The 25,983-nt window shown below is 64.3% G+C and carries 27 protein-coding genes; 4 read left to right on the forward strand and 23 right to left on the reverse strand.

Features of this window, described 5'->3' with window-relative positions:
- Nucleotides 1-93: 93 nt before the first annotated feature.
- From B2P87_RS15930 to B2P87_RS16010, 17 genes are all read right to left on the reverse strand, one after another.
- On the reverse strand, nucleotides 94-501 hold the full coding sequence (locus tag B2P87_RS15930) for a PaaI family thioesterase (RefSeq protein WP_141889723.1): 408 nt from the start codon (nucleotides 499-501) through the stop codon (nucleotides 94-96).
- An 81-nt stretch (nucleotides 502-582) separates the two neighbouring features.
- Nucleotides 583-1,233 carry a ligase-associated DNA damage response endonuclease PdeM gene (gene pdeM, locus B2P87_RS15935; protein ID WP_141889724.1) on the reverse strand — a complete coding sequence of 217 codons (651 nt, stop codon included), beginning with the start codon at nucleotides 1,231-1,233 and terminating at the stop codon, nucleotides 583-585.
- 37 nt (nucleotides 1,234-1,270) lie between these two features.
- Nucleotides 1,271-3,688: a ligase-associated DNA damage response DEXH box helicase gene (locus B2P87_RS15940; protein ID WP_141892034.1), complete on the reverse strand. Its 2,418-nt coding sequence runs from the start codon at nucleotides 3,686-3,688 to the stop codon at nucleotides 1,271-1,273.
- 76 nt (nucleotides 3,689-3,764) lie between these two features.
- Nucleotides 3,765-5,072, reverse strand: coding sequence for an ATPase (locus B2P87_RS15945; protein ID WP_141889725.1), 1,308 nt, complete (start codon nucleotides 5,070-5,072; stop codon nucleotides 3,765-3,767).
- Between the two features lie 156 nt (nucleotides 5,073-5,228).
- The gene (locus B2P87_RS15950) at nucleotides 5,229-5,726 is read right to left on the reverse strand and encodes a prepilin peptidase (protein WP_058284193.1); all 498 of its coding nucleotides are present in this window, start codon (nucleotides 5,724-5,726) and stop codon (nucleotides 5,229-5,231) included.
- Between the two features lie 3 nt (nucleotides 5,727-5,729).
- On the reverse strand, nucleotides 5,730-6,578 hold the full coding sequence (locus tag B2P87_RS15955; protein ID WP_058284194.1) for a tetratricopeptide repeat protein: 849 nt from the start codon (nucleotides 6,576-6,578) through the stop codon (nucleotides 5,730-5,732).
- 29 nt (nucleotides 6,579-6,607) lie between these two features.
- Nucleotides 6,608-7,198: a tetratricopeptide repeat protein gene (locus B2P87_RS15960; protein ID WP_141889726.1), complete on the reverse strand. Its 591-nt coding sequence runs from the start codon at nucleotides 7,196-7,198 to the stop codon at nucleotides 6,608-6,610.
- Nucleotides 7,199-7,200: 2 nt separating this feature from the next.
- Nucleotides 7,201-8,181, reverse strand: coding sequence for a type II secretion system F family protein (locus B2P87_RS15965; RefSeq protein ID WP_141889727.1), 981 nt, complete (start codon nucleotides 8,179-8,181; stop codon nucleotides 7,201-7,203).
- Nucleotides 8,182-8,192: 11 nt separating this feature from the next.
- Nucleotides 8,193-9,161 carry a type II secretion system F family protein gene (locus B2P87_RS15970; RefSeq protein ID WP_058284197.1) on the reverse strand — a complete coding sequence of 323 codons (969 nt, stop codon included), beginning with the start codon at nucleotides 9,159-9,161 and terminating at the stop codon, nucleotides 8,193-8,195.
- Nucleotides 9,161-10,594 (reverse strand): CpaF family protein, encoded by a 1,434-nt coding sequence (locus B2P87_RS15975; RefSeq protein ID WP_141889728.1) that lies wholly within the window; start codon nucleotides 10,592-10,594, stop codon nucleotides 9,161-9,163. Before B2P87_RS15975 ends, B2P87_RS15970 begins: the two co-directional genes overlap by 1 nt.
- Before the next feature lie 24 nt (nucleotides 10,595-10,618).
- Nucleotides 10,619-11,848, reverse strand: coding sequence for an AAA family ATPase (locus B2P87_RS15980; RefSeq protein ID WP_167510234.1), 1,230 nt, complete (start codon nucleotides 11,846-11,848; stop codon nucleotides 10,619-10,621).
- Nucleotides 11,849-12,003: 155 nt separating this feature from the next.
- Nucleotides 12,004-12,633: an OmpA family protein gene (locus B2P87_RS15985; protein WP_141889730.1), complete on the reverse strand. Its 630-nt coding sequence runs from the start codon at nucleotides 12,631-12,633 to the stop codon at nucleotides 12,004-12,006.
- Between the two features lie 15 nt (nucleotides 12,634-12,648).
- Complete coding sequence (locus tag B2P87_RS15990; protein WP_008556882.1) at nucleotides 12,649-14,055, reverse strand: type II and III secretion system protein family protein; 1,407 nt, start codon at nucleotides 14,053-14,055, stop codon at nucleotides 12,649-12,651.
- Nucleotides 14,056-14,270: 215 nt separating this feature from the next.
- Nucleotides 14,271-15,128, reverse strand: a complete 858-nt coding sequence (cpaB, locus tag B2P87_RS15995; protein WP_058284200.1) for a Flp pilus assembly protein CpaB — start codon at nucleotides 15,126-15,128, stop codon at nucleotides 14,271-14,273.
- Nucleotides 15,129-15,275: 147 nt separating this feature from the next.
- On the reverse strand, nucleotides 15,276-15,452 hold the full coding sequence (locus tag B2P87_RS16000; protein WP_167510235.1) for a hypothetical protein: 177 nt from the start codon (nucleotides 15,450-15,452) through the stop codon (nucleotides 15,276-15,278).
- A gap of 82 nt (nucleotides 15,453-15,534) precedes the next feature.
- Nucleotides 15,535-15,714 (reverse strand): hypothetical protein, encoded by a 180-nt coding sequence (locus tag B2P87_RS16005; protein WP_058284201.1) that lies wholly within the window; start codon nucleotides 15,712-15,714, stop codon nucleotides 15,535-15,537.
- A 289-nt stretch (nucleotides 15,715-16,003) separates the two neighbouring features.
- Nucleotides 16,004-16,183: a hypothetical protein gene (locus tag B2P87_RS16010; RefSeq protein ID WP_058284201.1), complete on the reverse strand. Its 180-nt coding sequence runs from the start codon at nucleotides 16,181-16,183 to the stop codon at nucleotides 16,004-16,006.
- 356 nt (nucleotides 16,184-16,539) lie between these two features.
- Between B2P87_RS16010 and B2P87_RS16015 the strand changes: the two genes are divergently transcribed.
- A complete protein-coding gene (locus B2P87_RS16015; protein ID WP_244940778.1) occupies nucleotides 16,540-17,346 on the forward strand; it encodes a lytic transglycosylase domain-containing protein in 807 nt (268 codons plus the stop codon).
- A 10-nt stretch (nucleotides 17,347-17,356) separates the two neighbouring features.
- Here B2P87_RS16015 and B2P87_RS16020 read toward each other — a convergent pair whose 3' ends face one another.
- On the reverse strand, nucleotides 17,357-17,926 hold the full coding sequence (locus B2P87_RS16020) for a TetR/AcrR family transcriptional regulator (protein ID WP_141889731.1): 570 nt from the start codon (nucleotides 17,924-17,926) through the stop codon (nucleotides 17,357-17,359).
- Between the two features lie 359 nt (nucleotides 17,927-18,285).
- On the opposite strand from B2P87_RS16020, the gene B2P87_RS16025 reads away from it, so the two are divergent.
- Complete coding sequence (locus B2P87_RS16025) at nucleotides 18,286-18,408, forward strand: hypothetical protein (RefSeq protein WP_259938777.1); 123 nt, start codon at nucleotides 18,286-18,288, stop codon at nucleotides 18,406-18,408.
- Nucleotides 18,409-18,696: 288 nt separating this feature from the next.
- Entirely contained in the window at nucleotides 18,697-19,173 is a 477-nt protein-coding gene (locus B2P87_RS16030) for a hypothetical protein (RefSeq protein WP_167510236.1), read from the forward strand.
- A gap of 73 nt (nucleotides 19,174-19,246) precedes the next feature.
- On the opposite strand, the gene B2P87_RS16035 is transcribed toward B2P87_RS16030, so the two are convergent.
- The 3 genes from B2P87_RS16035 to B2P87_RS16045 form a co-directional block, all read right to left on the reverse strand.
- Nucleotides 19,247-19,873: a CoA transferase subunit B gene (locus B2P87_RS16035; RefSeq protein ID WP_141889732.1), complete on the reverse strand. Its 627-nt coding sequence runs from the start codon at nucleotides 19,871-19,873 to the stop codon at nucleotides 19,247-19,249.
- A 3-nt stretch (nucleotides 19,874-19,876) separates the two neighbouring features.
- Nucleotides 19,877-20,581 carry a CoA transferase subunit A gene (locus B2P87_RS16040; RefSeq protein WP_027243363.1) on the reverse strand — a complete coding sequence of 235 codons (705 nt, stop codon included), beginning with the start codon at nucleotides 20,579-20,581 and terminating at the stop codon, nucleotides 19,877-19,879.
- A 139-nt stretch (nucleotides 20,582-20,720) separates the two neighbouring features.
- Nucleotides 20,721-21,146 carry a VOC family protein gene (locus B2P87_RS16045; RefSeq protein ID WP_141889733.1) on the reverse strand — a complete coding sequence of 142 codons (426 nt, stop codon included), beginning with the start codon at nucleotides 21,144-21,146 and terminating at the stop codon, nucleotides 20,721-20,723.
- Between the two features lie 65 nt (nucleotides 21,147-21,211).
- On the opposite strand from B2P87_RS16045, the gene B2P87_RS16050 reads away from it, so the two are divergent.
- Nucleotides 21,212-21,799 carry a TetR/AcrR family transcriptional regulator gene (locus tag B2P87_RS16050; RefSeq protein ID WP_167510237.1) on the forward strand — a complete coding sequence of 196 codons (588 nt, stop codon included), beginning with the start codon at nucleotides 21,212-21,214 and terminating at the stop codon, nucleotides 21,797-21,799.
- Here B2P87_RS16050 and topA read toward each other — a convergent pair.
- Nucleotides 21,796-24,438: a type I DNA topoisomerase gene (gene topA, locus B2P87_RS16055; RefSeq protein WP_141889735.1), complete on the reverse strand. Its 2,643-nt coding sequence runs from the start codon at nucleotides 24,436-24,438 to the stop codon at nucleotides 21,796-21,798. The two genes, B2P87_RS16050 and topA, sit on opposite strands and share 4 nt — an antisense overlap.
- A gap of 130 nt (nucleotides 24,439-24,568) precedes the next feature.
- Nucleotides 24,569-25,747, reverse strand: a complete 1,179-nt coding sequence (gene dprA, locus B2P87_RS16060) for a DNA-processing protein DprA (RefSeq protein ID WP_141889736.1) — start codon at nucleotides 25,745-25,747, stop codon at nucleotides 24,569-24,571.
- Nucleotides 25,748-25,983 lie beyond the last annotated feature (236 nt).

Consider the following 25,983-nt stretch of genomic DNA (forward strand, 5'->3'; position numbering starts at 1 on the left):
CCTCCGGCGGGAGTATTTTTTGAAAGATGAAGGGGTGAGCGTTTCGCCCGGGAACGGGCGGAGCCCCTTTTTGAAAGATGAATGAGCTGGGGGTCAGGCGGTGACCGGCACCATGGTGCCTTGCAGGAGCGCGATCAGTTTTTCTTCTTTCGCTGTCACGACGTGGACCTCCGCGGTGACGATGACCAGGCGGCGGCCCGGCTTGATGACCTTGCCGGTGGCGCGCAGGTGGTCTCCGGCGCCGGGGGCCAGCAGGTTGATCTTCATCTCTGCGGTCATCACTTCGCAGTCCTCGGGCATCACGGTGAGCGCGGCGTAGCCTGCCGCCGTGTCGCCGATGGCAAAGCTGAGGGCGGCATGGGCCACATCGTGCTGCTGGCGGCTGCCGGGCAGGATGGGGGCGGTGATCACCACTTCACCGGCTGCGACGCGTTCAATCTCTGCGCCCAGGGTTTGCATCATGCTTTGCCTGGCGAAGCTGCTGCGGATGCGGTGGTCCATGGCGGTGTCCTTCTGCTGGTCTGCCCGCAGCATAGAGGAGCGCGGGACCCTTGCGCAGGTGACGCTGCGCCATTTGCCCGGTCAGCGCGGCATTGGCACCGGCAGCGGCCGCGGCCCGGTCAGGATGGCCAGGGCATCGGGCGCCATCAGCGGCGCGAACGCCGGATCGCTGCTGCGCAGGCCGCCCGTGTAAGTGCCGAAGGCGGGCAGGATCACGCGGGCGGCGTCCACCAGAAAAGCGGGCCGGGAGGTGCTGCGGACCCGCGCCTTGGGGTGGTAGTGGCCGGAGATTTCGGCGCTGGACTGCGGGTCGGCAATGTGGCGGAAGGTGAGCGGGCCCAGTGTCAGAGCGGCGGCGTGCTCTCCGCCCAGGGCCGGCGGGGCGGGGTCGTGGTTGCCCTCGATCCAGATCCAGCGACGGGTCTGCATCAGCCGGGTGATGCGGCCCAGGTCTGCCTGCGGCAGCGCGCGGCAGGCCGCGTCATCGTCGAAACTGTCGCCAAGGCAGATCAGCGTGTGCGCGCCGGTGATCTGGAGCGCGGCGTCGAGGCGGTCCAGCGTGTCGCGGGTTTCATAGGGCGGCAGGGCGCTGCCGCCGCGCCGCGCGTGGCGTTCGGATTTGCCCAGGTGCAGGTCGGAGACGCAGAGGGTGCGCTGCTCCGCCCACCAGAGCGCACCGCTGCCGAGGGCGGTCAGGCGGGTGCCAGCGAGGGTGAAATCGAAGCCGTTCATGATGCGTTCTTAACGGTGCCAGCGGCGCTGGCAAGGCCTATTGCGGCAGGGCGCTGAGACCGGATTGCTGCATCAGCGCTTCGGTTTCCCGCAGCAGCAGTTTCTCCTCGGCGGCGCCTTTGACCGGGACCTTGCCTGCCTCCAGCAGCAGCGGCGCGGCAAGGGGGGAGATCCGCTGCAGCCGCCGGAGGGTGATGCGGCCGTCTATGCGGGCGATCATCTCCTCGATGCGGCCGAAATCCACCAGCCCGCGCAGGGCCTCCTCGCGGGTGATGTCCAGCAGCAGGTGATCCGGGTCGTATTTGCGCAGCGTGTCATAGAGGATGTCAGAGGAGAAGGTCGCCTGCCGCCCGTTCTTGCGCTGCCCCGGGGTGTTGCGCTCGATCAGCCCGGCGATGGTGGCGGCACCGCGGAAGGCGCGTTTCATCACCGCGTTGCCGGCCAGCCAGCCCTCTAGCCCCTCGCGCAAGGCGCCGATGTCGAACAGCGGCGCGGGGTCGGTGAACTCCTCCAGCCCCCAGATCAGCGTGGCGTAATCGGTGGAGACGAAGCCCAGGGGATCTAGGCCCAGTTCCTCCATCCGCTTGGTCAGCAAGAGGCCCAGCGTCTGCTGGGCATTGCGGCCGGCGAAGCCATAGACGCACGCGTGCGCGCGCCCGTCATGCGGGAAGCTTTCGATCAGCAGACTGCCTGCGCGGGGAAGCTCGGAGACTTCGCGCTGGAGTTCCAGCCACTCTGCCGTATGGCGCGGCAGGCTGGGCCAGCTGTCCTGCTTGAACATCTCCAGAATGCGGGCGCTGAGCTGGGTGGAGGTGGCGAATTTGGTGCCCGAGAAGACAGCGATCTTGGGTTTTTTCCCGGGGTTGCGGCTGACCTCCACGGTCATTTCCCGCAGGCCCTCGTAGCGCACGGTCTGGCCGCCGATCAGGAAGGTGTCTCCGGGGGTGAGGGTGGCGGCAAAGGCTTCCTCGATTTCGCCCAGCGGCTTGCCGCCGCGGTTGCGTTTCAGGCGGACCTTGACCAGATCGGTGTCCTGGATGGTGCCCAGGTTCATGCGGATGCGGGCCGCGGCGCGGGGGTCGCGCAGCTGCCACTTGCCGTCCGGGCGCTGCCGCAGGCGCTGCCATTGGTCGTAAGCTTTCAGCGCGTAGCCGCCGGTGGCGCAGAAATCGAGGCAGGCATCGAATTCGGCAGGGGTGAGAGCGGCGTAGGCGCCGGCCTGGGTCATTTCGGCGTAAAGCTGGTCGGCGTCGAAGGGACCCGCGCAGGCCGCGATCAGGATGTGCTGGCAGAGCACGTCGCGGGGGCCGGGGCCACGCGGCGCGCCGTCCAGATCGTTTGCGCGCACCGCCTCCAGCGCGGCGCGGCATTCGACCACTTCGAACCGGTTGGCAGGCACCAGAAGCGCCTTGGACGGGGCGTTGTAGCGGTGATTGGCCCGGCCGATGCGCTGGACCAGGCGTTTCACGTTCTTGGGCGCGCCGATCTGGATCACCAGGTCCACGTCGCCCCAGTCGATGCCGAGGTCCAGCGAGCCGGTGCAGACGATGGCGCGCAGCTCGCCGCGGACCATCGCCGCCTCGACCCGCTCGCGCTGGACCCGGTCGAGCGAGCCGTGGTGGATGCCAATCGGCAGGGCGTCGTCGTTGGCGAGCCAGAGATTGTGAAAGAAAATCTCTGCTTGGGCGCGGGTGTTGTGGAATATCAGCGTGGTCTTGTGGGCCCTGATCTGTTCCATCACCGCCGGGATCGCATAGGCCGCGCCGCCCCCGGCCCAGGGCGGCGGCTCAGCGGTTTCCAGCATCCGGATATCGGGGGCAGGACCGGGATCGGCCTGCACGATCTCGCAGGGGTCCGGATGGCGGGCGAGGTAGCTGGCGATGGCCTGCGGGTCGTCCACGGTGGCCGACAGCCCGATCCGGCGCAGATCCGGGCAGAGGGTCTGCAGCCGCGCCAGCGCCAGCATCAGCTGGTCGCCGCGCTTGCTTTCGGCCAGGGCGTGGATTTCGTCGACCACTACGCGCTTCAGGCCCTTGAAGGTGCGGGCGGCGTCCTCGTAGGAGGTGAGCAGGGCGAGGCTTTCCGGGGTGGTCAGCAGGATATGCGGCGGGTCGGCGCGCTGGCGTTTCTTGCGGCTGGAGGGGGTGTCGCCGGTGCGGTCGTCGATGCGGATAGGCAGGCCCATCTCCTCCACCGGGGTGCGCAGGTTGCGCTTGATGTCGGCAGCCAGCGCCTTGAGCGGGGAGATGTAGAGAGTGTGCAGCCCTTTATGGCTGCCGTCCGCCAGCTCCGCCAGGGTGGGCAGGAAACCGGCCATGGTCTTGCCGCCGCCGGTGGGGGCGATCAGCAGGGTGCAGGGCTGAGACGCCCGCTCCAGCATGGCGTGCTGGTGCGGGTGGATGGACCAGCCCTTGGAGGCGAACCAGTTCTCGATGACGGGCGGCAGAATGCTCATCCGTCCCATGTAGGTGCTGCCGCAAAACTTTTTAGAAAAGGGTGGCCCAAAGTTTTCAAAAAACTTTGGGGCCGGGTCATTTCACGATCTGCTCGTCCCTGACAAACATGTTGGCCCAGGCCCGGTCGATCAGTTCCGGCGACATCTGATAGGGGATGCCCTCGAACTCGCAGATCGCGATCATCTGGTCGATCAGGAACCCCGGCTGATAATTCGCGTAAACGTTGCTGATGGTTGGGTATTTGTTCTTGAGCAGGTGGACCAGCGTGCGTTCATCCAAGGGGATGCCTTTCTTGCGGGCCACCATGGCAAAAATCTTGAGGAAGTTCTCCTGATCCGGGCCGTCGATCTTGATCTTGAAGAAGATCCGGCGCAGGGCGGCTTGGTCAAAGATCTCGTTCGGGTGGAAGTTGGTGGAGAAGATCACCAGCGTGTCGAAGGGCACTTCGAATTTCTCGCCCGACTGCAGCGCCAGGATGTCCTTGCTTTCCTCCAGCGGCACGATCCAGCGGTTGACCAGCGCCTGCGGCGGCTCGGCCTGGCGGCCAAGGTCGTCGACGATGAAGATGCCGCCGGTGGATTTCAGCTGCAAGGGCGCCTGATAGGTGCGTGCGGTGGGGTTGTAGACCAGGTCCAGCATGTCCAGCGACAGCTCGCCGCCGGTGATCACGGTGGGGCGTTCGCACATCACGTAGCGCTCGTCAAAGCGGCGGCGGCGGCGCAGGGCGTTGGGGTCTTCCGGCTCCTGCTCGACCATGGTGTGCACGATCGGGTCGTAGACGGTGATCACCTGGCCCGCGTATTCGATGGCGCGCGGCACGTAGACATGATCGCCAAGGGCGTCGCGGATGCCGTTGGAGATCGAGGATTTCCCGTTGCCCGGCGGGCCGTACATCAGGATCGAGCGGCCGGCGCTGACCGCCGGGCCCAGGTGGTCCAGCAGGCTGCCCGGCAGGATCAGGTGGCCCATGGCGCTGATCAGCTGGTCGCGGGTCACCTGGATATTGCGGATCGACTGGCGCTTGACCTGCTCGCGGTAGACCGCCAGCGGCACCGGCATGGCGCCGAAGTATTCCGACTGGCTGAGCGCATCCAGCGCCCTCGCCTTGCCTGCATCGGTCAGCTGGTAGCCCATCTCGTTGCCGCTGTTGGCGTTCAGCGTGCCGGTGGCTTCGAGCAGTTTCTGCTCGCGGGCCATGTCCACCAGTTCCTGGGTGACGGCGCCGGGCAGGCAGAGTGCCTCGGCAATCTCCGTCACCGTTTCCGCATTCTTGCGGAAGATGGTCTTGAGCAGGATGTCCCGCATCATCACCAGCGGCAGCTGCATCTGCTCCAGCCCCTTGGGGGCGGGCGGGGCCGTCACGGTGAGGTTCTGCATGTTCATGGCGGTGCCTGTTCCTGAATTCCGGGTTTGCGCCCCCGGTTCGGGAGGCGGCCTTGGAAACAGACTATTCAGGACTGTGGCAACAGCGGGGCAGAGCTGCAGCATTTCCGCGGAGGCGGCGGGAAAATCCGCGGCCTGTTCAGGCGTCGGCGGCGTTTAGCTGCCGAACAGGGCGGCCAGGATCAGATAGAGCGCGAGGGTTCCGCCGAGGCACAGGCCCATGGGAAAGCTCTTGCCGGTTTCCCAGCTTTGCCATTGCGGCGCCAGCTGGCGCAGCGGCGTGTATTTGGCGATCCGGTGGGCGGTGAAGCCCGCCAGCAGGGTGGCGGCAAAGATGATCATCAAGAGCCGCAAATCGCCAAGCGCAAAGAACGGCGCGGCGGCGCCGGCAAACTTGGCATCGCCGGCGCCGACGGCGCCAGCGGAATAGAACAGGAAGCCCAGGCCGATCCCCACCGGCAGATGCAGCAGGTGCCAGCCGTAGTCTGCCCAGGAGGGCATCGCAAAGGCGCCCACAGCCACATAGATCACTGCCAGCAGGTCCACCGCCCAGTTGGGAATGCGCATGCCGCGCAGGTCGGTCAGCGCCACCGTGTAGCACAGCGGCAGCACGAAGGGCAGGAACCACAGGGCGGCATGGGCCGGGAACTGCATGGATCAGCCGTTTTCCAGTGCCGCCAGCGAGCGCGAGGCTTCCTCGAAGTGCTGCGGATGGGTGTCGATGGCTTCGCGCAGCAGGTTCTCGCCCACCTTGACGTCGCCTTGCTTGACCGCCGACAGCGCCAGTGTGTGGAGCAGCAGCGCGCGTTCGGTCTGGTCCAGCGGGATCACCGGCAGGGTGTAGTTGCGCTGTGCGCCGCGGGCCAGCACCAGGTTGTTCTTGGCGGTGAACAGGCCCGGGTTCTGGCGGATCGCTTCGCCGAACAGCCGCTCAGCCCCGGTGAAATCGCCGCGGGTCAGCTTGGAATAGCCCCAGTTGTTCATCACCTTGGCGGGTTTGGTGGTCAGCCCCGTGGCAATCTCGTAGAAACTGTCCGCCCGCTTCCAGTCCTTGTTCGCGTCCGCCACCACGGCCTCAAGCCGGTAGCGCTCGTAGGTTTCATGGGTTGGCGGCACCTTGTCCAGAATGCCCTTGGCCGCGTCCCATTCGCCGCTGCGCACCAGAGCGCCCGCCAGTTGCACCTGGTCCTCGCTGGTGGCGCCTTTCATCGACACCACCTTTTTCCAGGCGGTTGTGCCCTCGGTGGTGCGCTTGGCGCGGATCAGCGAGTAGGCGAGGCCGCGCTGCAGCTCGATCCGGTCCGGACCGGTCTTGAGGGTGCGCTGGAAATGGGCCACCGCCTCATTCGGGTCGGCCACGGTCATCATGACATCGTTGAGATTGCTCTCGTCGATGACATTCACTTCCTGAAAGGCCCGTTCCACGGTTTCGTCGGCTTTCTCTGCGCAGGCCGACAAGACCAGCGCCCCTGCCAGAGAAGCGGATAGGAAAAACTGCTGGCGCATTTGTGCGTCCTTTTACTGCTCTGCCTCTGTCATGGTGTCGGGCGAATCAGGTAGCTGCCACCGCCTTGCCGCACCAATTTGTAATCTTGGTTTTGCGGCTCAGTATGCGCAGGATCGTCCAGTTTTGCGAGGGCCAGGCGCAAATTATCGCGGATTGCGTCACTTTCGCCATTGTCGAGCGCATAGGCGCGCTGGAACACCTGCACGGCTTCGGCGGTCTTGCCCCGTTCCATCAGAACCACGCCAAGGTTGTTCATCGGCTCGGGCCAGGCCGGGTCGGCATCGACCGCTTGGCGCAGCAGATCCTCTGCCTGCCCCAGCCGCCGGAGGCCCAGCTTGGCCGACCCCATGCCGGACAGCACCTCGGCCGTCAGGCCCTGGTCGAGGGCGGCGCGGGTGAAGGCCTCCAGCGCCAGCTCGTGCTCGCCTGCGGCCATCAGCCGGTGGCCGACCTGCAAGCCGTCCTCTGCGGTTTTGCGGTGATCGGCGCCCGGCGCCCAGGGGCTGCCCGTGTCCTGTTTCAGACCGCCCGGCGCGCAGGCCGCCGCCAGCGCAAGAACGCTGGCGGCGGCAAGAGCGCAGCTGAGGCGGACAGGCGCGGCCCGTCCTTGTGATGTCATGTTCAGTTGCCTGCGTTGCCCATATTCATGATGCCCTGTATCGACGGGCCAACCAGAATGATCAGCAGCGGCGGCACCGTCAGGCCCATTGTGGCAAGGGTCATCTTCACGGGCAACTTGTTTGCGGCCTCCTCGGCGCGCATCACGCGCTTGTCACGCATTTCACCGGCATAGACACGCAGCGCATCGGCGATCGAGGTGCCGAAACTGGCGGATTGGATCATCACCGTCACGAAGGAGGAGATATCCTGCACCCCGCAGCGGGTGCCCATGTCGCGCAGCACCTTGTCCTTTTCCTTGCCCGCCTTCATCTCATAGGCGACGACTTCAAATTCCTCGGCCAGATCCGGGTAGGAGGCGTGCAGCTCCTTGGCGACGCGGACAATCGCCTGGTCCAGCGACTGGCCGGCTTCGACACAGACCAGCATCATGTCCAGCGCGTCCGGGAAGCCTTCGGTGATCTTCTGCTTGCGCTCTTCGATGCGGCGGGTGATCCAGTATTTCGGCAGCAAGTACCCGGCCGCGCCAGGGCCGACGATGCGGATGGCCATCTGCTGGCTGTCATAGTCGATGTCGGCCTTCAGCACATAGACAAAGAACAGCCCGCCCATCAGCCCCAGCAGGCCGAGGGCAAACTGGGCAAAGTGGAACAGGCGCACCGAGTCCTTGGAGTGATAGCCCGCCTGGCGCAGCTTCAGCTCCATCGCCGACAGCTCATCCGCGTTTTGCGGTTCCAGGAAGCCTGCGAATTTCTGCAGCTGCTCGTTGCGGTTGGCCTGGCGCAGACGCTCCTTCTTGGGGACGTTGCGGGTTTCCGGCTTGATGTTCTTCTGCAGCTTCTTCAGCGGGTCTTCGGGCTGGTTCAGCAGCAGCGGAACCGCCAGCAGGATCATGAACAGCCCGGCAATGCCAAGCGCCAGAAGCGGGCCGAATTCGCCGAAGTGCGAGGTCAGGTAGTCGTTTATTCCGGTCAGAAAACCCACGGTCCGCCTCCTTAGACTTTGATGTTGGTCAGCATGCGCATGACAAAGAGGTTGGCCGTCAGCATCACGCCAACCGTGAAGCAGGCGGGAATGAACCAGGGGTGATCCAGCACCTTGTCATAATAGTTGGGGTCCTTGACCAGGATGCCAGCCAGACAGAACAGCGGGAAGCCTGACAGAAACTTGCCCGACCATTGCGCCTCTGCGGTGATGGCCTTCACCCGGCGGAACAGGCGGAAGCGGGCGCGGATCACCTTGGCAAGGCCTGCCAGCACTTCGGCCAGGTTGCCGCCCGACTGCTGCTGGATCGTCACCGCGACCGCAAGGAAGCGCATGTCCTGCATGTCCAGCCGCTCCGCCATTTCCTTGAGCGCTTCGCCGACATCGCGGCCATAGGCGCATTCATCGGAGATAATGCCGAATTCAGTGGCCAGCGGGTCCTCGACCTCGTTGGCGACGATCTGCACGGCAGAGGTGAACGGGTGGCCGACACGCAGGGAGCGCACCATCAGCTCCACCGCGTCGGGCAGCTGCTCCTCGATCATCGCCATCCGCTTGGCGGCCTTCTTGTTGACCCAGAAGAACACCGCGCCGACGCCGATGATGACAGAGCCCAGAATGCGGACGGGCAGGGGGGCCGACGTGCCGATGCTGAGGCCGGCGAAGGCCAGCACGGCCAGCCCGGCCATGATCAGGATCAGCTGTTTCGGTGAAAAGGCAATGGCCGCTTTCTGCGCCCGTTCCGACAGCAGCGAGTACAGCGGGATCGACTGCGATTTTGCGTGCTGGCCCAGTTCCTTGCGCAGCTGCTCCAGCACCTGCTCGCGATTGCTGCCCTTCTCCATCATCTCCAGCCGGCGGTTGACCCGGCTGTTGAGGCTGATGGATTTGCCGAAGGTGAACAGATACAGGCCCTCGACCAGGGCCAGCACCCCGAAGAAGATCAGGCCGTAGATAAGCGGTTCCGCACTCAGCTGCATCAGCGCTTCTCCATCACGGTGGGTTCATAGATCGAGGGCGGCAGGTCGTACCCCCACAGGCGGAAGCGCTCGGAATAGTGGCTGCGCACGCCGGTGGCGGTGAAGTGGCCGATGATCTTGTTGTCCGGGGTCAGGCCGACGCGCTGGAAACGGAAGATTTCCTGCATCGAGATCACGTCGCCCTCCATCCCGGTGATTTCGGTGATCGAGGTCATCCGGCGCGAGCCGTCCTGCAGGCGGGAGGCCTGCACGATCAGGTTCACAGCGGATGCAATCTGGCTGCGCACCGCCTTGATCGGCATCTCGATCCCCGCCATGGCGATCATGTTTTCCAGACGGGAAATGCCGTCGCGGGCGGAGTTGGCGTGGATCGTCGTCATCGAGCCGTCGTGGCCGGTGTTCATGGCCTGCAGCATGTCGATCACTTCCTCGCCGCGGGTTTCGCCGACGATGATGCGGTCGGGGCGCATCCGCAGCGCGTTCTTCAGGCAGTCACGCGGGGAGACCTCGCCCTTGCCTTCCACGTTGGGCGGGCGGCTTTCCATCCGGCCCACATGGCTCTGCTGCAGTTGAAGTTCCGCGGTGTCCTCGATGGTGAGGATCCGTTCGGAATTGTCGATAAAGGAGGAGAGCGCGTTCAGCGTCGTGGTTTTACCGGAGCCGGTGCCGCCGGAGACGATCACGTTCAGGCGGGTGGAAACGGCGGCTTGCAAGTAGGCCGCCATTTCCTCGGTGAAAGCGCCGAATTGCACCAGGTCGTCGATGCCCAGCTTGTCTTTCTTGAATTTCCGGATCGACACCAGCGAGCCGTCCACCGCGATCGGCGGCACCATCGCGTTGAATCGGGAGCCATCGGCGAGGCGGGCGTCCACGTAAGGGTTGGATTCATCGACCCGGCGTCCCACGGCAGAGACGATCTTGTCGATGATCCGCATCAGGTGCTTCTCATCCTTGAAGGTGATGTCGGAAAGCTGAAGCTTGCCACTGCGTTCGACAAAGATCTGATGCGGGCCGTTCACCAGGATATCGCTGATCGATTCATCCTGCAGCAGCGTCTCCAGAGGGCCCAGGCCCGTCACCTCGTCATACAGCTCCTTGGTGAGCTGCTGGCGGTCCTCGCGGTTCAGGACGATGCTTTTCTCGGCCAGGATCTCCGTGGCGATGGTGGCGATCTCGGAGCGCAGTTCCGCTTCGCCGGCGCGTTCCAGGGCGGCCAGGTTCAGGTTCTCCAGCAGCTCCCGGTGCAGCTGGACCTTGATCTCGCCCAGACGCTCCTTGCGCTTGCGCTCCTTGTCCATTGGCTGCGCCTCAGCCGCTTTGCGCTGCACCGGGCGGCGCAGGCTGGCGGCAGGGGCGGCAGCGGCGGGCGCAGTTACCGGTTCAGGTGCCGGCGCGGCAGGTTTTGGCGCTTGTTTCTTATACTTGGAAAACATCAACTCACCCCCAATTCAAGCCGTTCAGGCGGCTTCTGCTTCACTGCGGCCCAGCGCATGCAGCGAGGCCGCGAGCTTGGCGATTTCCTTGCGCAAGGGATTCTTCGCCGCCGAAACAGCCAGCGGCAGCCCGTGGTCGCAGCTTTGCAGCACCTGCTTGCCGCCGTCGGGCAATTGCAGGTCGATGGAGATGCTCAGGGACTCGGCCATCCGCTTGACCCGGCTTTTGCCGGCAAGATCGGTGAACTTGGGTGCCCGGTTCAGCGCAAAGCGCAGCTTCTCGAACGGCAGGTCCTCCGACTGCAGCGCGCGTTTCATGCGCAGCGCGTTCTGGGCCGAGCGCATGTCCAGCTCAATCAGGGCGAAATAGACATGCGCCGTGGTCAGCACGGTTTCGGACCACTGCACCAGCGTGTGCGGCATGTCGATGACGACAAAATCGAAGTGGCTGCGCGCCATTTCGATCACCCGGGTGATGTCCTCGGGCGACAAGAGGTCCAGCGGCACCATCTCCAGCGGGGCGGTCAGAACCTGCAGCTTCTCCTGGAACGGCAGCAGCGCCTGGCCGAACAGCTCCTCGTCCATGCTTTCGGATTCGCTCAGCATTTCCATCACCACCTCGCGGCGGGGCAGGTCCAGGTAGGTGGAAACCGAACCATGCTGCAGGTCCAGATCCAGCAGGCAGACGCTGGGCTCCTCCTGCTCGCTGAGCGCGGCAAGCTCCCAGGCCAGGTTCACCGCCATGGTGGTCGAGCCGGTGCCGCCGGCCAGCCCGTGGCAAACGATCACCGCGCCTTCGCGCTGGCTGCCGGATTGCAGCTGATGCGGCTTCTGCGCCGCCGGCGGCGGCGGTGCCTGCAGCCGCTCGATGGCGGCCTGCAGCTCCTGCTCGGGCAGCGGGTAGGGGACAAACTCATCCGCACCCTGGCGCAGCAGCGTGTGCAGCGCGGCCGGGGTGACGTCTTCGGCGATCAGAATGACCTTGATGCCGCGCGCCTTGGCCTGGGTGATGATCTCCCCCATCAGCGGCAGATCCCCCTCGTCGGCGCTGTCGATGGCCAGGGCAACAAATTGCAGCGGCTCCGCCTCGGTCTGACCAAAGAACGCCAGCGCCTCGGTAAAGCCCAGATCGCCCCAGGCCTCTCCCAGCGAGGCTTCCATATCCTCGATCAGAAGGTCGAAGTTCTGCACATCGCGGCTGATTGTGCAGGCAACAATCGCTGGTGTTTCTGTTTGCGGCATACCGCTGCTCATCGCCATCATCCTTGTTCACATGGGCAGAACCGGGCCATGGGCACAGTCCGCCTCTTGGAAACAATGTCGGTGGCAATCTAGGCGATATTGGGGCCAAAAATCCCCAAATGTGGGGAATTGTTACTACTTCGTAACCGGCCGCCTGCGCGGCGGGCTTATTGCAGCGTGCGCTCCAGCGACTTCTGCTGGGTCAGGGTGGTGGCCGGAACCGCGCTCTCCAGATACTCGCGGTAGATGATCTGGGCATATTTGCCGTCCAGCACCGACTGGTGGTTTTTGAGGAAGCCACTCACCTCGGTGACGGTGCGGCGGTTGCGGCGCTCGCGCTCCGGCGTCGGGATCAGCGGCTGGGTTTCCCCGTGCGAGATCACCGCTTCCAGGCGGCTGCGGCTGATGCCGCGGGAGACCAGGTAATTCACCGCGGCCCGGGCCCGGCGCAGGCCTAGCGCGCGGTTGTAGGCGTTGCTGCCGACTGCATCCGTGTGACCGAAGACGCGGAACCGCACCTCGGGGAACTGCCGGATCCAATGCGCCTGCTGGTCCAGCACCGCAAGCGCGGTCTGGTCCAGACGGGCGCTGTCAAAGTCAAAGGTGATGGTGGTGGGCACTTCCTGGGCGAACCGGCCGGCCAGCTGGATGGCAAAGCTGCGCTCGCCGCTCATCACCGCCGCGTTGTTGAGGGTGGCCTCGCCAAAGGTTCCCTGGCGGTTCAGCTCGCGCCCGGCTTCCCGCTCGCAGGCGGCAGCGGTGAGGAGAAGGCCGAGAATTGCAGCGGTTCTGATCATCTGTGCCACTCCCTATCAGTCCAGCACGTAGCCGTAAGAGCCGTTGAAATCCTGCTTGGCGACCTCGGCGGCAGGCCCGGCGCGGTTGCGGGACGTGCGCCCGAACAGGAACAGATCCTTCTCGCTGGGCGGTGCCACGCGGTCGGTGGGCAGGGTCAGCGCCTCGCCGCGGGTCGGAGTGACCAGATGGGCGCTGACGATGATCACCAGCTCGGTCTGCTCGCGCTGGTAATCGGCGCTGCGGAACAGCGCGCCCAGCACCGGCACGTCGCCCAGCCAAGGCAGCTGCGAGGAGTTGTCGAGGAATTCGTCGCGGATCAGCCCGGCAATGGCAAAGCTTTCGCCGTCGCGCATTTCCACCGTGGTGGAGGTCTCGCGGCGGGAGAAGGCGTCGATGGTCAGGCCGCTGAGTTCCAGCGAATTGGTCGGGTCGATGGCGGACACCGCGGCGTTCAGTTCGAGGTTGATCAGATCGCCGTCAATCACCCGCGGAATGAAGTTCAGCTCAATCCCGAAGGGTTTGAATTCGATGGTGATCACGCCGCCTTCCTGGGCGACCGGCACCGGGTATTCACCGCCAGCCAGGAACTTCGCTTCCTGACCCGAGAGGGCAGAGAGGTTGGGTTCGGCCAGGGTGCGGACCACGCCCTTCTGCTCCAGCGCTTCCAGCAGCAGGCTGACCTGAACGGAGCCTGCGTTGAAGCCGAACAGGAAGGCGCCGGTGTTTTCGTTGGCGGCGGGGATGTTGCCGGCCAGCGAGTTGGCCAGTGCGCCGGAGGTGTTCAGGGTGTTGTAGCCGCCGGTGCGGCCGTTGCCGGTGCCGCCGTTGAAACCCAGCGAGGCGCTGAGCGATTTCGAGACCGAGCGCTGCATTTCGGCAAAGCGGACCTTGAGCATCACCTGCTGCACGCCGCCCACCGACATCAGGTTGCTGACCCGCTCCGGCGCATAGCGCTCTGCCAGGTCCAGCGCCCGCTGCAGCCGGGCCGAGCTGGACACTGTGCCGGATAGCACGATGCCGTCATTGGCGGTGCGCACTTCGATTTTCTCGTTGGGCAGGATCTGGCGCAGGCGCTGCTTGAACTCGGTCACGTCGGCGGCCACCCGCACGTCGACGTTGGTGATCAGCCGGCCGGAGCCGTCGAGCAATGTCAGTGTCGTCAGGCCCGGCGATTTGCCCAGAACATAGATGGTGCGGTCGGACAGCGAGGAGATATCGGCAATGCTGGGGTTGGCAATGCTGAGTTCAGCAAACGGGATTTCGCTTTCCACCACCACCGCGCGGTTCATCGGAACGTCCAGCGTTGCCGCCGTGCCCTTTTTCACCACACGCAAAGACTGCGCCCAGGCCCCATCTGCCTGCGGCACGCCAATCAGCGATAGACCCATCAGGGCCGCCGCCACGAACCGTCGAATTGCCATGTGACCTGCCTTTCCGATCACGCCTCAAAATCCGGGTCTTTTTGCCCGCTCTTTCGGGCACTGTGGTTCAGATCCCGAAATATTGCAAGAATCAAAGGCTTTGAGGCCTTTCCTTGCAGGACGCCCATGTGGGGCCTGCGCAACAGGCAAAGCAGCCGCTCTTCGCAGGGAAGAAGCGGCTGAATGCGTTAACGGTTTGTGCGGGCGTATGTTTTCTAGTTGGTGCACGGGATCGGGATTTCCACAACTTCGGCGCCGCGGCGGGTGCGGATGGTGCAGATCTTTTCCTTTTCCACTTCTTGCGGCGCCTCCAGGGCGCCCAGTCCCAGCAGCGTGCGCTGGTCCACTTCGACCACTGAGGCAATGGTGTCGTCGCCTGCGCCCACCAGGGCCAGCGACAGCCGTCCTGTGGTCTGGGCCTGCGCCAGCGCCGCCACCTGTGCGGGCTTGGCCGCAACAGTAACTGTGCGGGCGATAATGGCCTCGTTGATGTCGCCGCCGGCGCTCTGGTCCACAGCCACCAGTTCCACGTTGGTTTCGATCAGCCGGGTGACCTCCCCGCGGGAGCCGCCGGCGCCGGGCATCATACCGGTCCAGTAGACATCGACCTTGTCGCCGGGGCGCAGGAAGCCCGAGACGCCGGAGGACACATCGACCTTGATCGCAAAGGCGCGCATGCCGCGCTGCAGCCGCGAGGTGATGCCCGCATCCTCGCCCGGGGCGGTGACCTTGGCGGCCATAACCGCCTCATCCTTTTCCATGGCGCGCAGCACCACGCGCAGCTTGTCGCCGCTTTGCGGCGGGAACAATGCGTCCAGGGTGGTATAGGCCCCTTCGGGAATGGCGTTTTCAGGCCAGCGCACGGCGCGCACCGCGTCCTGGGACAGCCGCTCGCCGTATTTCAGCGGCTTGGTGGCGACAAACACGTCCACCGTCGGCACCGCCTCGGCGCGGGCCGCACGCTCGCGCGCCAGTTCATTCTGGTAGGCCGAGATATAGTTCTTGGCCATCATGACTGCGCCGCCGGCGAGGGCGACACCGACAATCAGCACTAGTCCGAAAACTGCACGCATTGTGTTACCTCTCATCAACTTAAGCCGGCGTTCCGCAATCGGAACCGGCTGCTGGGTGTTTCAAACTGAAACAAGAAACCGGGCGTTGGCCTGGTCAGCGCGGCCGCCTGGAAGGCAGTGGTCCGGAGCTGGTCATTTCGGCCGTTGTCAGCTGAATGACCAATTGGACATGAAGGCGGCAATCGCTTGTGCCGCACCCAGGGCGCCATCTTCCATTGCCGCCGCAATCATTGCGGCCATCCCGACGATTGCAGCGCATAGAACAACCCAGTCGACGGAAACCGCACCGTCGTCGCTTGCGATATATAACCGTAACTTTTTCATAGTCTGAACCTCGCTGCCTGAACGGTTCCGGGGCAGAGGCAGCACCGGACTGCCCGGTGCCGCCTCAGAAATCAGGCAGTGATCAGGTCGGAGCCTGGGTGCCCAGATAGGAGCCGGTCTTGCTGGTCAGGTCCGACGCGCCGTCTTCGATGGCGGTGTAGACCACGCCGCCCAGAGCGGCCACGGCTGCGGTCAGCACAACCCAGTCAACAGTCACGGCGCCGGAGTCGTCTTTGCGGAAGTTCTTGAAGAATTTGATCATGGCTTGGTCCCTCCAAAGGAAACTGGAATGCTGTATCTGACCCGCCGGGCGATCTGGCCAGCTCTCTCCTTCTGGCCTGCCCGCCGGTTGATGAGTCTATTAAGCTTCATGAATGGGGCGTTAATTGGGCGTAATACTGAGTTTTCTGCCCTATTGCCGGGAAACCTGACGCTTTACTTGGTGCTGGAAAAAGCTGAGGGAGGCAGCGGGATTTGGGGAACCTGCAAACGAAACAGGCCGCCCGGAAACGGGCGGCCTGTCACGCGGTCGGTTAGACCACTAAAGGCGATTAGGTCGGAGCCTGGGTGCCCAGGTAAGAACCGGTCTTGCTGGTCAGGTCCGACGCGCCGTCTTCGATGGCGGTGTAGACAACGCCGCCCAGAGCGGCCACGGCTGCGGTCAGCACAACCCAGTCAACAGTCACGGCACCGGAGTCGTCTTTGCGGAAGTTTTTGAAGAATTTGATCATGGCTTGGTCCCTCCAAAGGATCTCAGAATTTGCACTATCCCGCCTTCGCGCCAGGGTCCGCTCTCTCACCTGCTTGACCTCTGTCCGGCTTGGATGAGCCTATATAGCCAGCCCAGCGTGGCAGGATTTGGGCTGAAAGCCGGAAATCGCCGCCCCAATTTTACTTTTTGGCAATGATTTGCGTAACCGAATGATTTTGCTCCGTTAAATTTTCGTTACCCGTCTGCTGTCCGTGGCATTTCCGCGCCAGACGCGGGAAAATATGGCGATTGCGCCAGATTCTGGGGGGCTGAGACTGGTTTTCAGCAGCCATTTTCCCGAGTCTTTCGTGGCAGAATCCACTGGCAGGCAAGGAAATGGCAGTCCGTAACGCGATTTTGGCACTGGCGGCCTGTGCCGTGCCCCTGGCAGCAAGAGGGCAGGAAGCCCCGCCGCAACCGTTTCCCCAGTTCGAGGCGAAGCGGGTGAAACCGCCTGTGCCGGGCACCGGCAAGCGCATCACCGTGCAGATCGAACCGCAGCCGGAGCCCAGGGCGGCTGAACCGGTTCCGGAGCTGGCAGAGAGCGCAAAGCTGCCCGCCGGGCGGTATGGCTGGTTCTGGGACAAGATCTCTCCCGGGCTGGAGGAGAGCGGGCCGGGCCGCCTGGACGATGCCCTGCAGGCGCTGGCCGGTGCCAAGGGACTGGCGGCGCCGCGGTTGCAGCTGATGCAGGAAATCGCCCAGACCCGCGGTGTGCAGATCCTGACCGAGAGCGCCAGCACCCAGGTTTCGCCTGCCCTGGTGCTGGCCGTGATTGCTGTTGAATCCGCGGGCAAGGCTGATGCGATCAGTTCCGCAGGCGCCCAGGGGCTGATGCAGCTGATGCCGGATACTGCGGCGCGCTTTGGGGTGACGGACTCGCTTGAGGCGCATCAAAACATCTCGGGGGGCATCCGCTATCTCGACTGGCTGATGACGGAGTTCGGCGGCGATCCGATCCTGGTGCTGGCCGGTTACAACGCGGGCGAGGGGGCTGTGCGCAGCCACCAGGGGGTGCCGCCCTTTGCCGAAACACGGGATTACGTGCCCAAGGTTCTGGCCGCCTATCAGGTGGCCCGCGGCCTGTGCCTGACACCGCCGCAGCTGATCTCCGACGGCTGCGTGTTCCGGGTGATGAACTAGCCGTCCGGGCTCAGTCCTCCGCCAGGTAGGGCTGAAGCAGCATCCGGGCAGTGTGCCGCGCGTCCCCGGCCGGATCCGGGGTCACCGACATGGCCGCCAGAACGATTGCGCCTTCCTTTAACGTCAGAAGCTGCCGCGCCAGACCTGCGGGGTCAGACGCGCCGGCTGCTTTGGCCAGGCCGGTGAAATGCTCCAGCAGCATCTGCTTGTGCTCCGTCGATTGCTGATACACCGGATGAGCCCGGTTCTGGAACTCGGCGCTGGCCTTTATGAACATGCAGCCTGCAAATTCCGGCTTGCCGAACCATTCGCCAAGAGCCGTGAACATCGCAATCAGCTGCCCGGCGGGTGCGTCCGACAAAGCCGCCATCCGGCTGAACAGCCAAGAGCGGAAGTTCTCGTCCCGCAGGCGCAGCACGGCAATAATCAGGTCGTCCTTGGTGCGGAAGTGCTTGTAGATGGAGGTCTTGGAGATGCCGGTTTCCTTGACCAGCGTGTCCATTCCTGTTGCGTGGAACCCGCTTCGGTAAAATACGTCCAGGGCTTTGCTGACCAGTTCGTCTCGCTTGTTGGGGCGCATGATTCGTCCTCAAGTGTACCGTTCGGTACATATTGGCGCCGGGACAGCCCTGCAAATCAAAATAATTTTTGCCGCAACAAAAAGGTCTTAGGGCGAGGCACCGCCGTGCAGCGCCGGGCGCGTGAAAAAATCCTTGATTATAAGTACCGATCGGTACACTTTGTTTGCGCGAGTTGACAGATCGGTACACTTTGTTAGGGGGCTGGGATGAGACGTCTTTTCAAACCGATGGCTTCACCGTTCGGGCCAGTAATACTGGCTGCATGCATTGCCGCTGCGCTGACGGCACCGGCCACGGACACACGCCCGGATTCGGCGTCCGGGACAGGCGTGCAATTCAATGCGGGAGGGGCCAAGGCATGAAACGGGATATTCTCATGGCGGCGCTGGCCGCTGTTCTTGCCGGCGGCGTTCTGCTGCCGGTGACATTGCCGCGGCCGGCTGCCGGGACAGTCGCGGTGCAAGCTCCGAACGGCGGCTGAAGCCGGGCGTCTGCCCACGGTAACGGGGGCGCCCCCTGAGCGAACCGGTGCAGTGGCTAGAGAAACCTGCCGGTGCCGGTGCGCCGCACCGCCCGGCGGCGACTGGCAGGCGGCGCATCTGCAGGGATTGCGGGGCCCGAAACGCCTCGGCGGAAAACCTTCTGAACAGGCGTTGCGCCGCGGCCCGATTTGCGGAGTTTTTTCGCAAAGGGCCTGCCATCCGCCCCGAGACGCCGGTATGGTGGCAGTAAAGCACATTTTTTAGCTTAAATTTTTTGGAGAACGGATTTGGATTTGGGATTTAACCCATCGGAAATTGCCGTGGGTGCGCAGGGTGTTAGTGGAAAGCTTCTGCTGTTCGCCTTGCTGGCGTTCATCGGGTTTTTTGGGCGGCTGGTCTTTTCCGCCTTCGGGCCGCAGCTAGCGGAGTTTAACCCGTTCCGGAATTTCTCGGGTCTGGGATTTGTCCTGCTGGCGGTGGCGCTGTTTGCAGGGGCGCTCTACATCTCGGGCAAGCAAACCAAGGCGATGGTTCTGTTCAAAAGCCATTTGGTCGATCCGGTCATTGTCACCGTGCTGGGCCGCGACAGCTGCGATCCGGCGCAGGGCAGCTATTGCGTGGTGGTGTTCGAGGACGGGCGGGAAAAGATCGTCAACTGGCACGATAAGCGCGTCTATATGTGGGAAATCATCAACCCGCCGGAAGGCGCGGTCTGGCACACGCTGCGGCCCCGGCCGCGTCCGGGGGCTGCCGCCGGAGTGTGAGCGCCAGCACGATCCGCACGCAAAGGGCCCGCCGGAAACCGGCGGGCCTTATCTTGTCAGCTCTGATCCGGGATCAGCCGACGATGGTGGCTTCGGTGGAGCTGCGCAGCTCCTCTTCGCTGACACTCTCGGCCAGCTCGACGATCTTCAGGCCGCCATCGACGACATCCAGAACGCCCAGGTTGGTGATGATGCGGTCGACCACGCCCTTGCCGGTCAGCGGCAGGGTGCATTCCTTCAGCACCTTGCTGTCGCCGTGCTTGTTGGTGTGGTCCATTACCACGATCACGCGGCCGACGCCCGCGACCAGATCCATGGCGCCGCCCATGCCCTTGACCAGCTTGCCCGGGATCATCCAGTTGGCCAAGTCGCCGTTTTCGGCCACTTCCATCGCGCCCAGGATCGCCGCTGCAATCTTGCCGCCGCGGATCATGCCGAAGGAGGTGGCACTGTCGAAGTAGGAGGTGCGCGCCAGCTCGGTGATGGTCTGCTTGCCCGCGTTGATCAGGTCCGGATCCTCATCGCCCTCATAGGGGAAGGGGCCCATGCCCAGCATGCCGTTTTCCGACTGCAGGGTGATGTCCTTGTCGCCCACGTAGTTCGCCACCAGCGTCGGAATGCCGATGCCGAGGTTCACGTACATGCCGTCTTCAAGCTCCTGCGCAGCGCGCTCGGCCATTTGATTGCGGTCCCAAGCCATGGTTCAAGCCTCCTCACGCTTGCGGGTGGTGCGCTGCTCGATGCGCTTCTCGTGCTCGCCCTGGATGATGCGGTGCACGTAGATGCCCGGCAGGTGGATCTGGTCGGGGTCAAGCGCGCCCCGGGGCACGATTTCCTCCACTTCCGCCACGCAGATCTTGCCGCACATTGCGGCGGGCGGGTTGAAGTTGCGGGCGGTCTTGCGGAAGATCAGGTTGCCGGTGTCATCCGCCTTCCAGGCCTTCACGATGGAGAGATCGGCAAAGATGCCCTCCTCCAGGATATAGGTCTCGCCGTTGAAGTCCTTGTGCTCCTTGCCCTCGGCGATCACGGTGCCGACGCCGGTCTTGGTGTAAAAGCCCGGAATGCCGCAGCCGCCGGCGCGCATGCGCTCGGCCAGGGTGCCCTGCGGGTTGAATTCCAGCTCCAGCTCGCCCGACAGGTACTGGCGCATGAATTCCGCGTTCTCGCCCACGTAGGAGGAGATCATCTTCTTCACCTGCTTGGTCTGCAGCAGGATGCCGATGCCGAAATCGTCAACGCCTGCATTGTTGGAGGCAAAGGTCAGGTCCTTGGTGCCCGCGTCCTTGATTGCCTGCAAAAGCAGTTCGGGGATGCCGCAGAGGCCAAAGCCCCCCGCGGCGATCAGCATGCCGTCGTGAAGCAGCCCGTCGAGCGCTTCGGCGGCGTTGGCGTAAACCTTTTTCATGGAGCTCTCCCAACAACTACCGTTTGACAGTGGTTCTGACGCCGGGGCGGGCACAAGTCAACGATACGGAGAAGTTTGCGTATTTCTACGGAGCGGCCGTGGCGGCCTGCGCGGGCAGGCGATCCGCCACGGCCGAAGGTCATACTGGCAGGGCGTCTTCGGCGTACTGGTCTGCAAACGCCGCGCTGGGCGGGATCGGTGTGATGACATCGATCAGCACGCCGTTCGGGTCCGCGGTGATGAAGTGGCGCTGCCCGAAGTCCTCGTCCACAAGCGGTTTCAGCACCGGCAGGCCAGCGCCGGTCAGCCGGGCGTATTCGGCGGCGGCGTCCTCGACCTCGAAGTTCAGGATGACGCCGGCGCTGTTGCCGCGCCCGGCTTCGGGGATCGTCGGGTGGGTTCCGTCCAGAATGGCCAGGTTCACGGCGGGGTCCGCGCAGGATTGGAGATGCACGTACCAATCCGATTCAAACGCTGGCCTGAAGCCGAAGTGGGTTTGGTAGAATGCGGCGGTGCCCGCGACGTCGTTTGTTTGCAGCACCGGATAGTATTGGGTCACTTTCATCTTGCACCTCTTCTGTAAAGCATACAGTCTGTATGTATGTGGAAATAAACATACAGGCTGCATGTATGCAAGAAAATAAAGCCCCGGTCCCGAACGCCGCCCGCCGGGCTGCCATGCTCGAGCGGCTGATCACTGCCGCCCGAATTCTGTTTGCGGAAAAAGGCTATGCCGAGACGTCGACGCCCGAAATCGTCAAGGCCGCTGAGGTCACGCGCGGGGCGCTGTATCATCATTTTGACGGGAAAGAGGCGCTGTTCGCTGCCGTCGCCGAGGCGGAGGCCCAAGCGGTGACCCAAGCGATTGAGGCCGCGGCCAGGGTGCCGGGCGCGGAGGGGCTGGAAGCCGGCAGCAGGGCGTATTTTGCCGCGATGGCCGTTCCCGGGCGCGCCCGCATTCTGCTGGTCGACGGGCCCGCGGTGCTCGGCGCTGCTGCAATGGATGAGATCGACGCCGGAGGAGGGCGCAGGGCCCTGCGGACGGGGCTTGCGTCTGCGGGCACCGGCCTGGACGAAGCCGGGCTTGATGCGCTTGCAGTGGTGGTGTCAGCGGCCTTCGACAGGGCGGCGCTTGCCATTGCCGAAGGCGCTGAGCCTGCGCCCTACGAGGCGGCTATGGCGGCACTGATAGGTGCCGCCATCCGCCCCCGGTCTTAGGACGCGGCCTTTTTCGGGGCGGCCTTCTTCTTGGCAGCGGGCTTTTTCGCCGCGGCTTTCTTCTTGCCGCCCTTGGACGATTTCTCGGCGATCAGCTCCACCGCCATTTCCATGGTCACGTCCTTGGGCTCAACGTCCTTGGGCAGGGTGGCATTCACCTTCTCCCATTTGACATAAGGCCCGTACCGCCCGTCCATGATGTTGACCGCGCCGCCGCCTTCGGGGTGCTCGCCCAGCTCCTTCAGCGGCTTGGCGGCCGCCCGGCTGCCGCGGCGGCCCGGGTTTGCACGCTTCTCGGCCAGCATCTCCACCGCGCGGTTCATGCCGATCTCAAAGACGTCCAGCGTCTCCTTGAGGTTCACATACACCGGCTTTTCCTCATCGGGCAGCTGATGCGCGATATAGGGCCCGAACCGGCCCAGGTTGGACTGGATGGCACCGCCGTCCGGGTGCTGGCCGATGTCGCGCGGCAGGGTGAGCAGGGTCAGAGCCTGCTCAAGAGTGATCTCATTCGGCCCCCAGCCGGGCAGGAAGTCCTTGCCCTGCTTGGGCAGCGAGGAGCGCGGCGGCTTCTTGTTCTCGGGCGTGGCTTCGCCGCGCTGAACATAGGGCCCGAAGCGGCCGGATTTCAGGTGGATTTCGTCGCCGTCATCCTCGCCCAGGACGCGTTCATACCCTTCGGCGCCTTCGCCGGAAATCGGGCGGGTGTAGTTGCATTCGGGATAGTTGCCGCAGCCGACAAAGCCGCCGGTGCGCGAGGTCTTCAGGTGCAGCTGGCCCTGGCCGCATTTCGGGCAGGTGCGCGGATCGGTGCCATCCTCGCGCGGCGGGTAAAGCTGCGGCGCAAGTGCTGCGTCCAGCACGTCCAGCACCTCGGTGATGCGCAGTTCGGAAGTTTCAGCGATCGCCGCCGAGAAATCACGCCAGAATCGGCCCAGGAGGTCCTTGTAGTCGCGTTCACCCGCACTCACGTCGTCGAGTTCTTCCTCCAGATTGGCGGTGAACTCATAGCCCACGTATTTGCGGAAGAAGTTCAGCAGGAAGATGGTGACGATCCGGCCCTTGTCCTCCGGGAACAGGCGGTTCTTGTCCTTGCGGACGTATTCGCGGTCCTGGATCGTGGTGATGACAGAGGCGTAGGTCGAGGGGCGGCCGATGCCGAGCTCTTCCATGCGCTTGACCAGCGTCGCCTCGGTATAGCGCGGCGGCGGCTGGGTGTGGTGCTGCAGCGCCAGCACGGCGCCGTTGTCCGACAGGACCGAAGCCTCCTTGCCGGCCTTTTCGGCCTGTGCCGCCAGCGAGGAGGCGAATTTCAGCGCTTCGCCTTCCATGATCTGCGGCAGGCGCTTGTCGTCCTCATCCGCGACATCGTCGCGGCCTTCCTCGTAAACCCGCATGAAGCCGTCAAACAGCACCACCTGGCCGGTGGCGCGCAGCACAACCTGCTGATCGTCCGAGCCGATGTCGACGGTGGTGCGTTCCAGCCGGGCGCCTTCCATCTGGCACGACAGCGTCCGCTTCCAGATCAGGTCATAGAGCTTGCGCTGGTCGTCGTCGGTCACCTTCAGCGCCTTGGCATCGCGGCCCATATCGGTCGGGCGGATGCACTCGTGCGCCTCCTGGGCGTTCTTGGCCTTGTTCTTGTAGATCCGCGGCGAGGAGGGAACATACTCGGCGCCATAGCGCTTTTCGATCTCGGCGCGGGCGGCCTGCACGGCTTCCGGCGCCATGTCGATGCCGTCGGTCCGCATATAGGTGATGTAGCCCGCCTCATAAAGCCGCTGCGCCGCGTTCATGGTCTGGCGTGCGCCCATGCCGAATTTGCGGCTGGCCTCCTGCTGGAGGGTGGAGGTCATGAAGGGGGCAGAGGGGTTGCGGGCCGCCGGCTTGGCCTCGACCGACAGCACCTTGAGCTTGCGCGAGGCCACGGCCTGCACTGCCAGCTCTGCTGCGGTGGAGTTTTTCAGGCTGTACTTGTCGAGCTTTTCGCCGCCCATGACGGTCAGGCGCGCCTCGAACTCCTGGCCGCGCGGGGTGGCCAGCTGGGCGCGCACCGACCAGTATTCCTGCGGGTTGAAGGCCTCGATCTCCATCTCGCGCTCTACGATCAGGCGCAGGCAGACCGATTGCACCCGGCCGGCAGAGCGCGCGCCCGGCAGCTTGCGCCACAGGACCGGCGACAGGTTGAAGCCCACGAGGTAATCCAGCGCCCGGCGGGCCAGATAGGCCTCGACCAGCGGCATGTCGACCTCGCGCGGGTTCCGCATCGCCTCGGTTACCGCTTCCTTGGTGATCGCGTTGAAGGTGACGCGGCTGACGGCGGTGTCCTTCTTGATCGACCGCCGTTTGGTCAGCGCTTCCTGCAAATGCCAGCTGATCGCCTCGCCCTCGCGGTCGGGGTCGGTGGCGAGAATCAGCGCATTGTCGTCCTTCAGCGCGTCGGCGATGGCCTTAACGTGTTTGCGGGAATCGTTGGCGACCTCCCAGGTCATGCCGAAATCCGCATCCGGGTCGACGGATCCGTCTTTGGCCGGCAGGTCGCGCACGTGGCCGTAAGACGCCAGAACCGTATAGTCGGGGCCAAGATACTTATTGATTGTTTTTGCTTTGGCCGGGGATTCGACAACAACGACTGGCATAAATTCTGATACCTCTTCGGACCACTTCTGCGGGTTCTATGGCGGGGCAACATGTGGGGCGCAAGAGGCGATTGTCAATCCGGGTGCATTGGCCGCGGTGCCGGGAGGGCCGTTTCAGCGGCGCCTGCGGTCACTCGCTGTCATCCGGAAACGCCTTGCACAGCAGCCCGCCCGGCTGGCGGAGGATCGCCCCTTCAAGCTCCAGATCCGTAAGTGCGGGTGCCAATTCATGCGGCGGCAGGGCGAGGCCGCGCAGCAGTTCGGTCTCGGAAGTGGGGGAGGGGCCCAGCCTGCCCAGGATCTGCTGGTGCAGGGCGTGAGTCTGCGCCAAGCTGCGCCGCTGGGGCGGCGGCGGGGGCAGCTCCGCCAGGGCCTCCTGCAGGCTGGGCCGGGCTTCGGCGGGCGGGGGCGGGTCGAGCGGCGGCAGGGCTTCCAGCACATCGGCGGCATCGCGCACCAGCTGGGCGCCGTCGCGGATCAGCCGGTTGCAGCCGGAACTGCGGGCATCGAAGGGATGGCCCGGCACCGCCAGGACCTCGCGCCCGTAATCCAGCGCGTCGCGGGCGGTGATCAGGGTGCCGGACTTCGCCGCGGCCTCCACCACGACAACGGCGCGGGCGAGGCCTGCAATGATCCGGTTGCGTTTGGGAAAGTCGCGGGCCCGCGGTGTCAGGCCCATCGGCTGTTCCGACAGCCGCAGCCCGGTTTTGCAGATGTCTTCTGCCAGCCGGGCGTTTTCTGCGGGGTAAATCACGTCGGCGCCGCCGGCCAGCACCGCGATGGTGCCGGTCTTCAGGGCTGCCTGGTGGGCGGCGGTGTCGATGCCGCGCGCCATGCCGGACACCACGGTATAGCCTGCCTCGCCCAGGTTCTGCGCCAGCGACCGCGCCATCCGCAAGCCCAGCGAAGACGCGTTGCGTGCCCCGACCATGGCAATCACCGGCCGCTCCAGCACAGAGAGGTCGCCAATGGCCCACAGCAGGGGCGGGGCATCCTTAAGCCCGGCAAGCAGTTTGGGATAGTCAGGGTCCGGAAAGCACAAAAGCCGCGCTTTGGCGGCTTTTGCGGCCTTAATTTCGGCGTCCACCGCATTGGCAGGGCATGTTTCATACCCTTTGATGCCTGCGGAGCGTGCCACTTCGGGCAGCGCATCCAGCGCGTTCTGCGCTGAACCGTATTCAGCGAGCAGCCGGTGAAATGTCACCGGGCCGACCCGCTTGGAGCGCAACAGGCGAAGCCATGAAAACTGAGTATCTTCCGTGGTGGGTGGGAGTGGGGGGTGAGTGGAAGAATGTGCTTCTTCAGTCATCCGCAGCTCCGCCTGTTTGCAGGACTAGAATTAACCCTTAGGCGGTTAACAGTTGGTGAACAGCCCGCAGTTTTTAACCAATACCCTGAAAATTTTCCTAAGTGTCGAGAACAAATGAAGAAATACAAATCCGGCAGAGAGCGCGCGCCGCCCGAAGCAGAAAAAGGGGCCGGAAGCGCTGGCTTCCGGCCCGGAAATTTGCGGCAGTATCATGGTTTTACCGGTTTTTGACGCAG

The sequence above is a fragment of the Leisingera sp. UBA4491 genome (assembly GCF_002388965.1).
GTDB lineage: Bacteria > Pseudomonadota > Alphaproteobacteria > Rhodobacterales > Rhodobacteraceae > Leisingera > Leisingera aquaemixtae.

What these genes read in the sequence shown, in the direction of transcription:
- B2P87_RS15930 (WP_141889723.1), bottom strand. Translation starts at nt 501, where the DNA reads ATGGACCACCGCATCCGCAGCAGCTTCGCCAGGCAAAGCATGATGCAA.
- pdeM (WP_141889724.1), bottom strand. Translation starts at nt 1,233, where the DNA reads ATGAACGGCTTCGATTTCACCCTCGCTGGCACCCGCCTGACCGCCCTC.
- B2P87_RS15940 (WP_141892034.1), bottom strand. Translation starts at nt 3,688, where the DNA reads ATGAGCATTCTGCCGCCCGTCATCGAGAACTGGTTCGCCTCCAAGGGC.
- B2P87_RS15945 (WP_141889725.1), bottom strand. Translation starts at nt 5,072, where the DNA reads ATGAACATGCAGAACCTCACCGTGACGGCCCCGCCCGCCCCCAAGGGG.
- B2P87_RS15950 (WP_058284193.1), bottom strand. Translation starts at nt 5,726, where the DNA reads ATGCAGTTCCCGGCCCATGCCGCCCTGTGGTTCCTGCCCTTCGTGCTG.
- B2P87_RS15955 (WP_058284194.1), bottom strand. Translation starts at nt 6,578, where the DNA reads ATGCGCCAGCAGTTTTTCCTATCCGCTTCTCTGGCAGGGGCGCTGGTC.
- B2P87_RS15960 (WP_141889726.1), bottom strand. Translation starts at nt 7,198, where the DNA reads ATGACATCACAAGGACGGGCCGCGCCTGTCCGCCTCAGCTGCGCTCTT.
- B2P87_RS15970 (WP_058284197.1), bottom strand. Translation starts at nt 9,161, where the DNA reads ATGCAGCTGAGTGCGGAACCGCTTATCTACGGCCTGATCTTCTTCGGG.
- B2P87_RS15975 (WP_141889728.1), bottom strand. Translation starts at nt 10,594, where the DNA reads ATGTTTTCCAAGTATAAGAAACAAGCGCCAAAACCTGCCGCGCCGGCA.
- B2P87_RS15980 (WP_167510234.1), bottom strand. Translation starts at nt 11,848, where the DNA reads ATGAGCAGCGGTATGCCGCAAACAGAAACACCAGCGATTGTTGCCTGC.
- B2P87_RS15985 (WP_141889730.1), bottom strand. Translation starts at nt 12,633, where the DNA reads ATGATCAGAACCGCTGCAATTCTCGGCCTTCTCCTCACCGCTGCCGCC.
- B2P87_RS15990 (WP_008556882.1), bottom strand. Translation starts at nt 14,055, where the DNA reads ATGGCAATTCGACGGTTCGTGGCGGCGGCCCTGATGGGTCTATCGCTG.
- cpaB (WP_058284200.1), bottom strand. Translation starts at nt 15,128, where the DNA reads ATGCGTGCAGTTTTCGGACTAGTGCTGATTGTCGGTGTCGCCCTCGCC.
- B2P87_RS16000 (WP_167510235.1), bottom strand. Translation starts at nt 15,452, where the DNA reads ATGAAAAAGTTACGGTTATATATCGCAAGCGACGACGGTGCGGTTTCC.
- B2P87_RS16005 (WP_058284201.1), bottom strand. Translation starts at nt 15,714, where the DNA reads ATGATCAAATTCTTCAAGAACTTCCGCAAAGACGACTCCGGCGCCGTG.
- B2P87_RS16010 (WP_058284201.1), bottom strand. Translation starts at nt 16,183, where the DNA reads ATGATCAAATTCTTCAAAAACTTCCGCAAAGACGACTCCGGTGCCGTG.
- B2P87_RS16015 (WP_244940778.1), top strand. Translation starts at nt 16,540, where the DNA reads ATGGCAGTCCGTAACGCGATTTTGGCACTGGCGGCCTGTGCCGTGCCC.
- B2P87_RS16020 (WP_141889731.1), bottom strand. Translation starts at nt 17,926, where the DNA reads ATGCGCCCCAACAAGCGAGACGAACTGGTCAGCAAAGCCCTGGACGTA.
- B2P87_RS16025 (WP_259938777.1), top strand. Translation starts at nt 18,286, where the DNA reads ATGAAACGGGATATTCTCATGGCGGCGCTGGCCGCTGTTCTTGCCGGC.
- B2P87_RS16035 (WP_141889732.1), bottom strand. Translation starts at nt 19,873, where the DNA reads ATGGCTTGGGACCGCAATCAAATGGCCGAGCGCGCTGCGCAGGAGCTT.
- B2P87_RS16040 (WP_027243363.1), bottom strand. Translation starts at nt 20,581, where the DNA reads ATGAAAAAGGTTTACGCCAACGCCGCCGAAGCGCTCGACGGGCTGCTT.
- B2P87_RS16045 (WP_141889733.1), bottom strand. Translation starts at nt 21,146, where the DNA reads ATGAAAGTGACCCAATACTATCCGGTGCTGCAAACAAACGACGTCGCG.
- B2P87_RS16050 (WP_167510237.1), top strand. Translation starts at nt 21,212, where the DNA reads ATGCAAGAAAATAAAGCCCCGGTCCCGAACGCCGCCCGCCGGGCTGCC.
- topA (WP_141889735.1), bottom strand. Translation starts at nt 24,438, where the DNA reads ATGCCAGTCGTTGTTGTCGAATCCCCGGCCAAAGCAAAAACAATCAAT.
- dprA (WP_141889736.1), bottom strand. Translation starts at nt 25,747, where the DNA reads ATGACTGAAGAAGCACATTCTTCCACTCACCCCCCACTCCCACCCACC.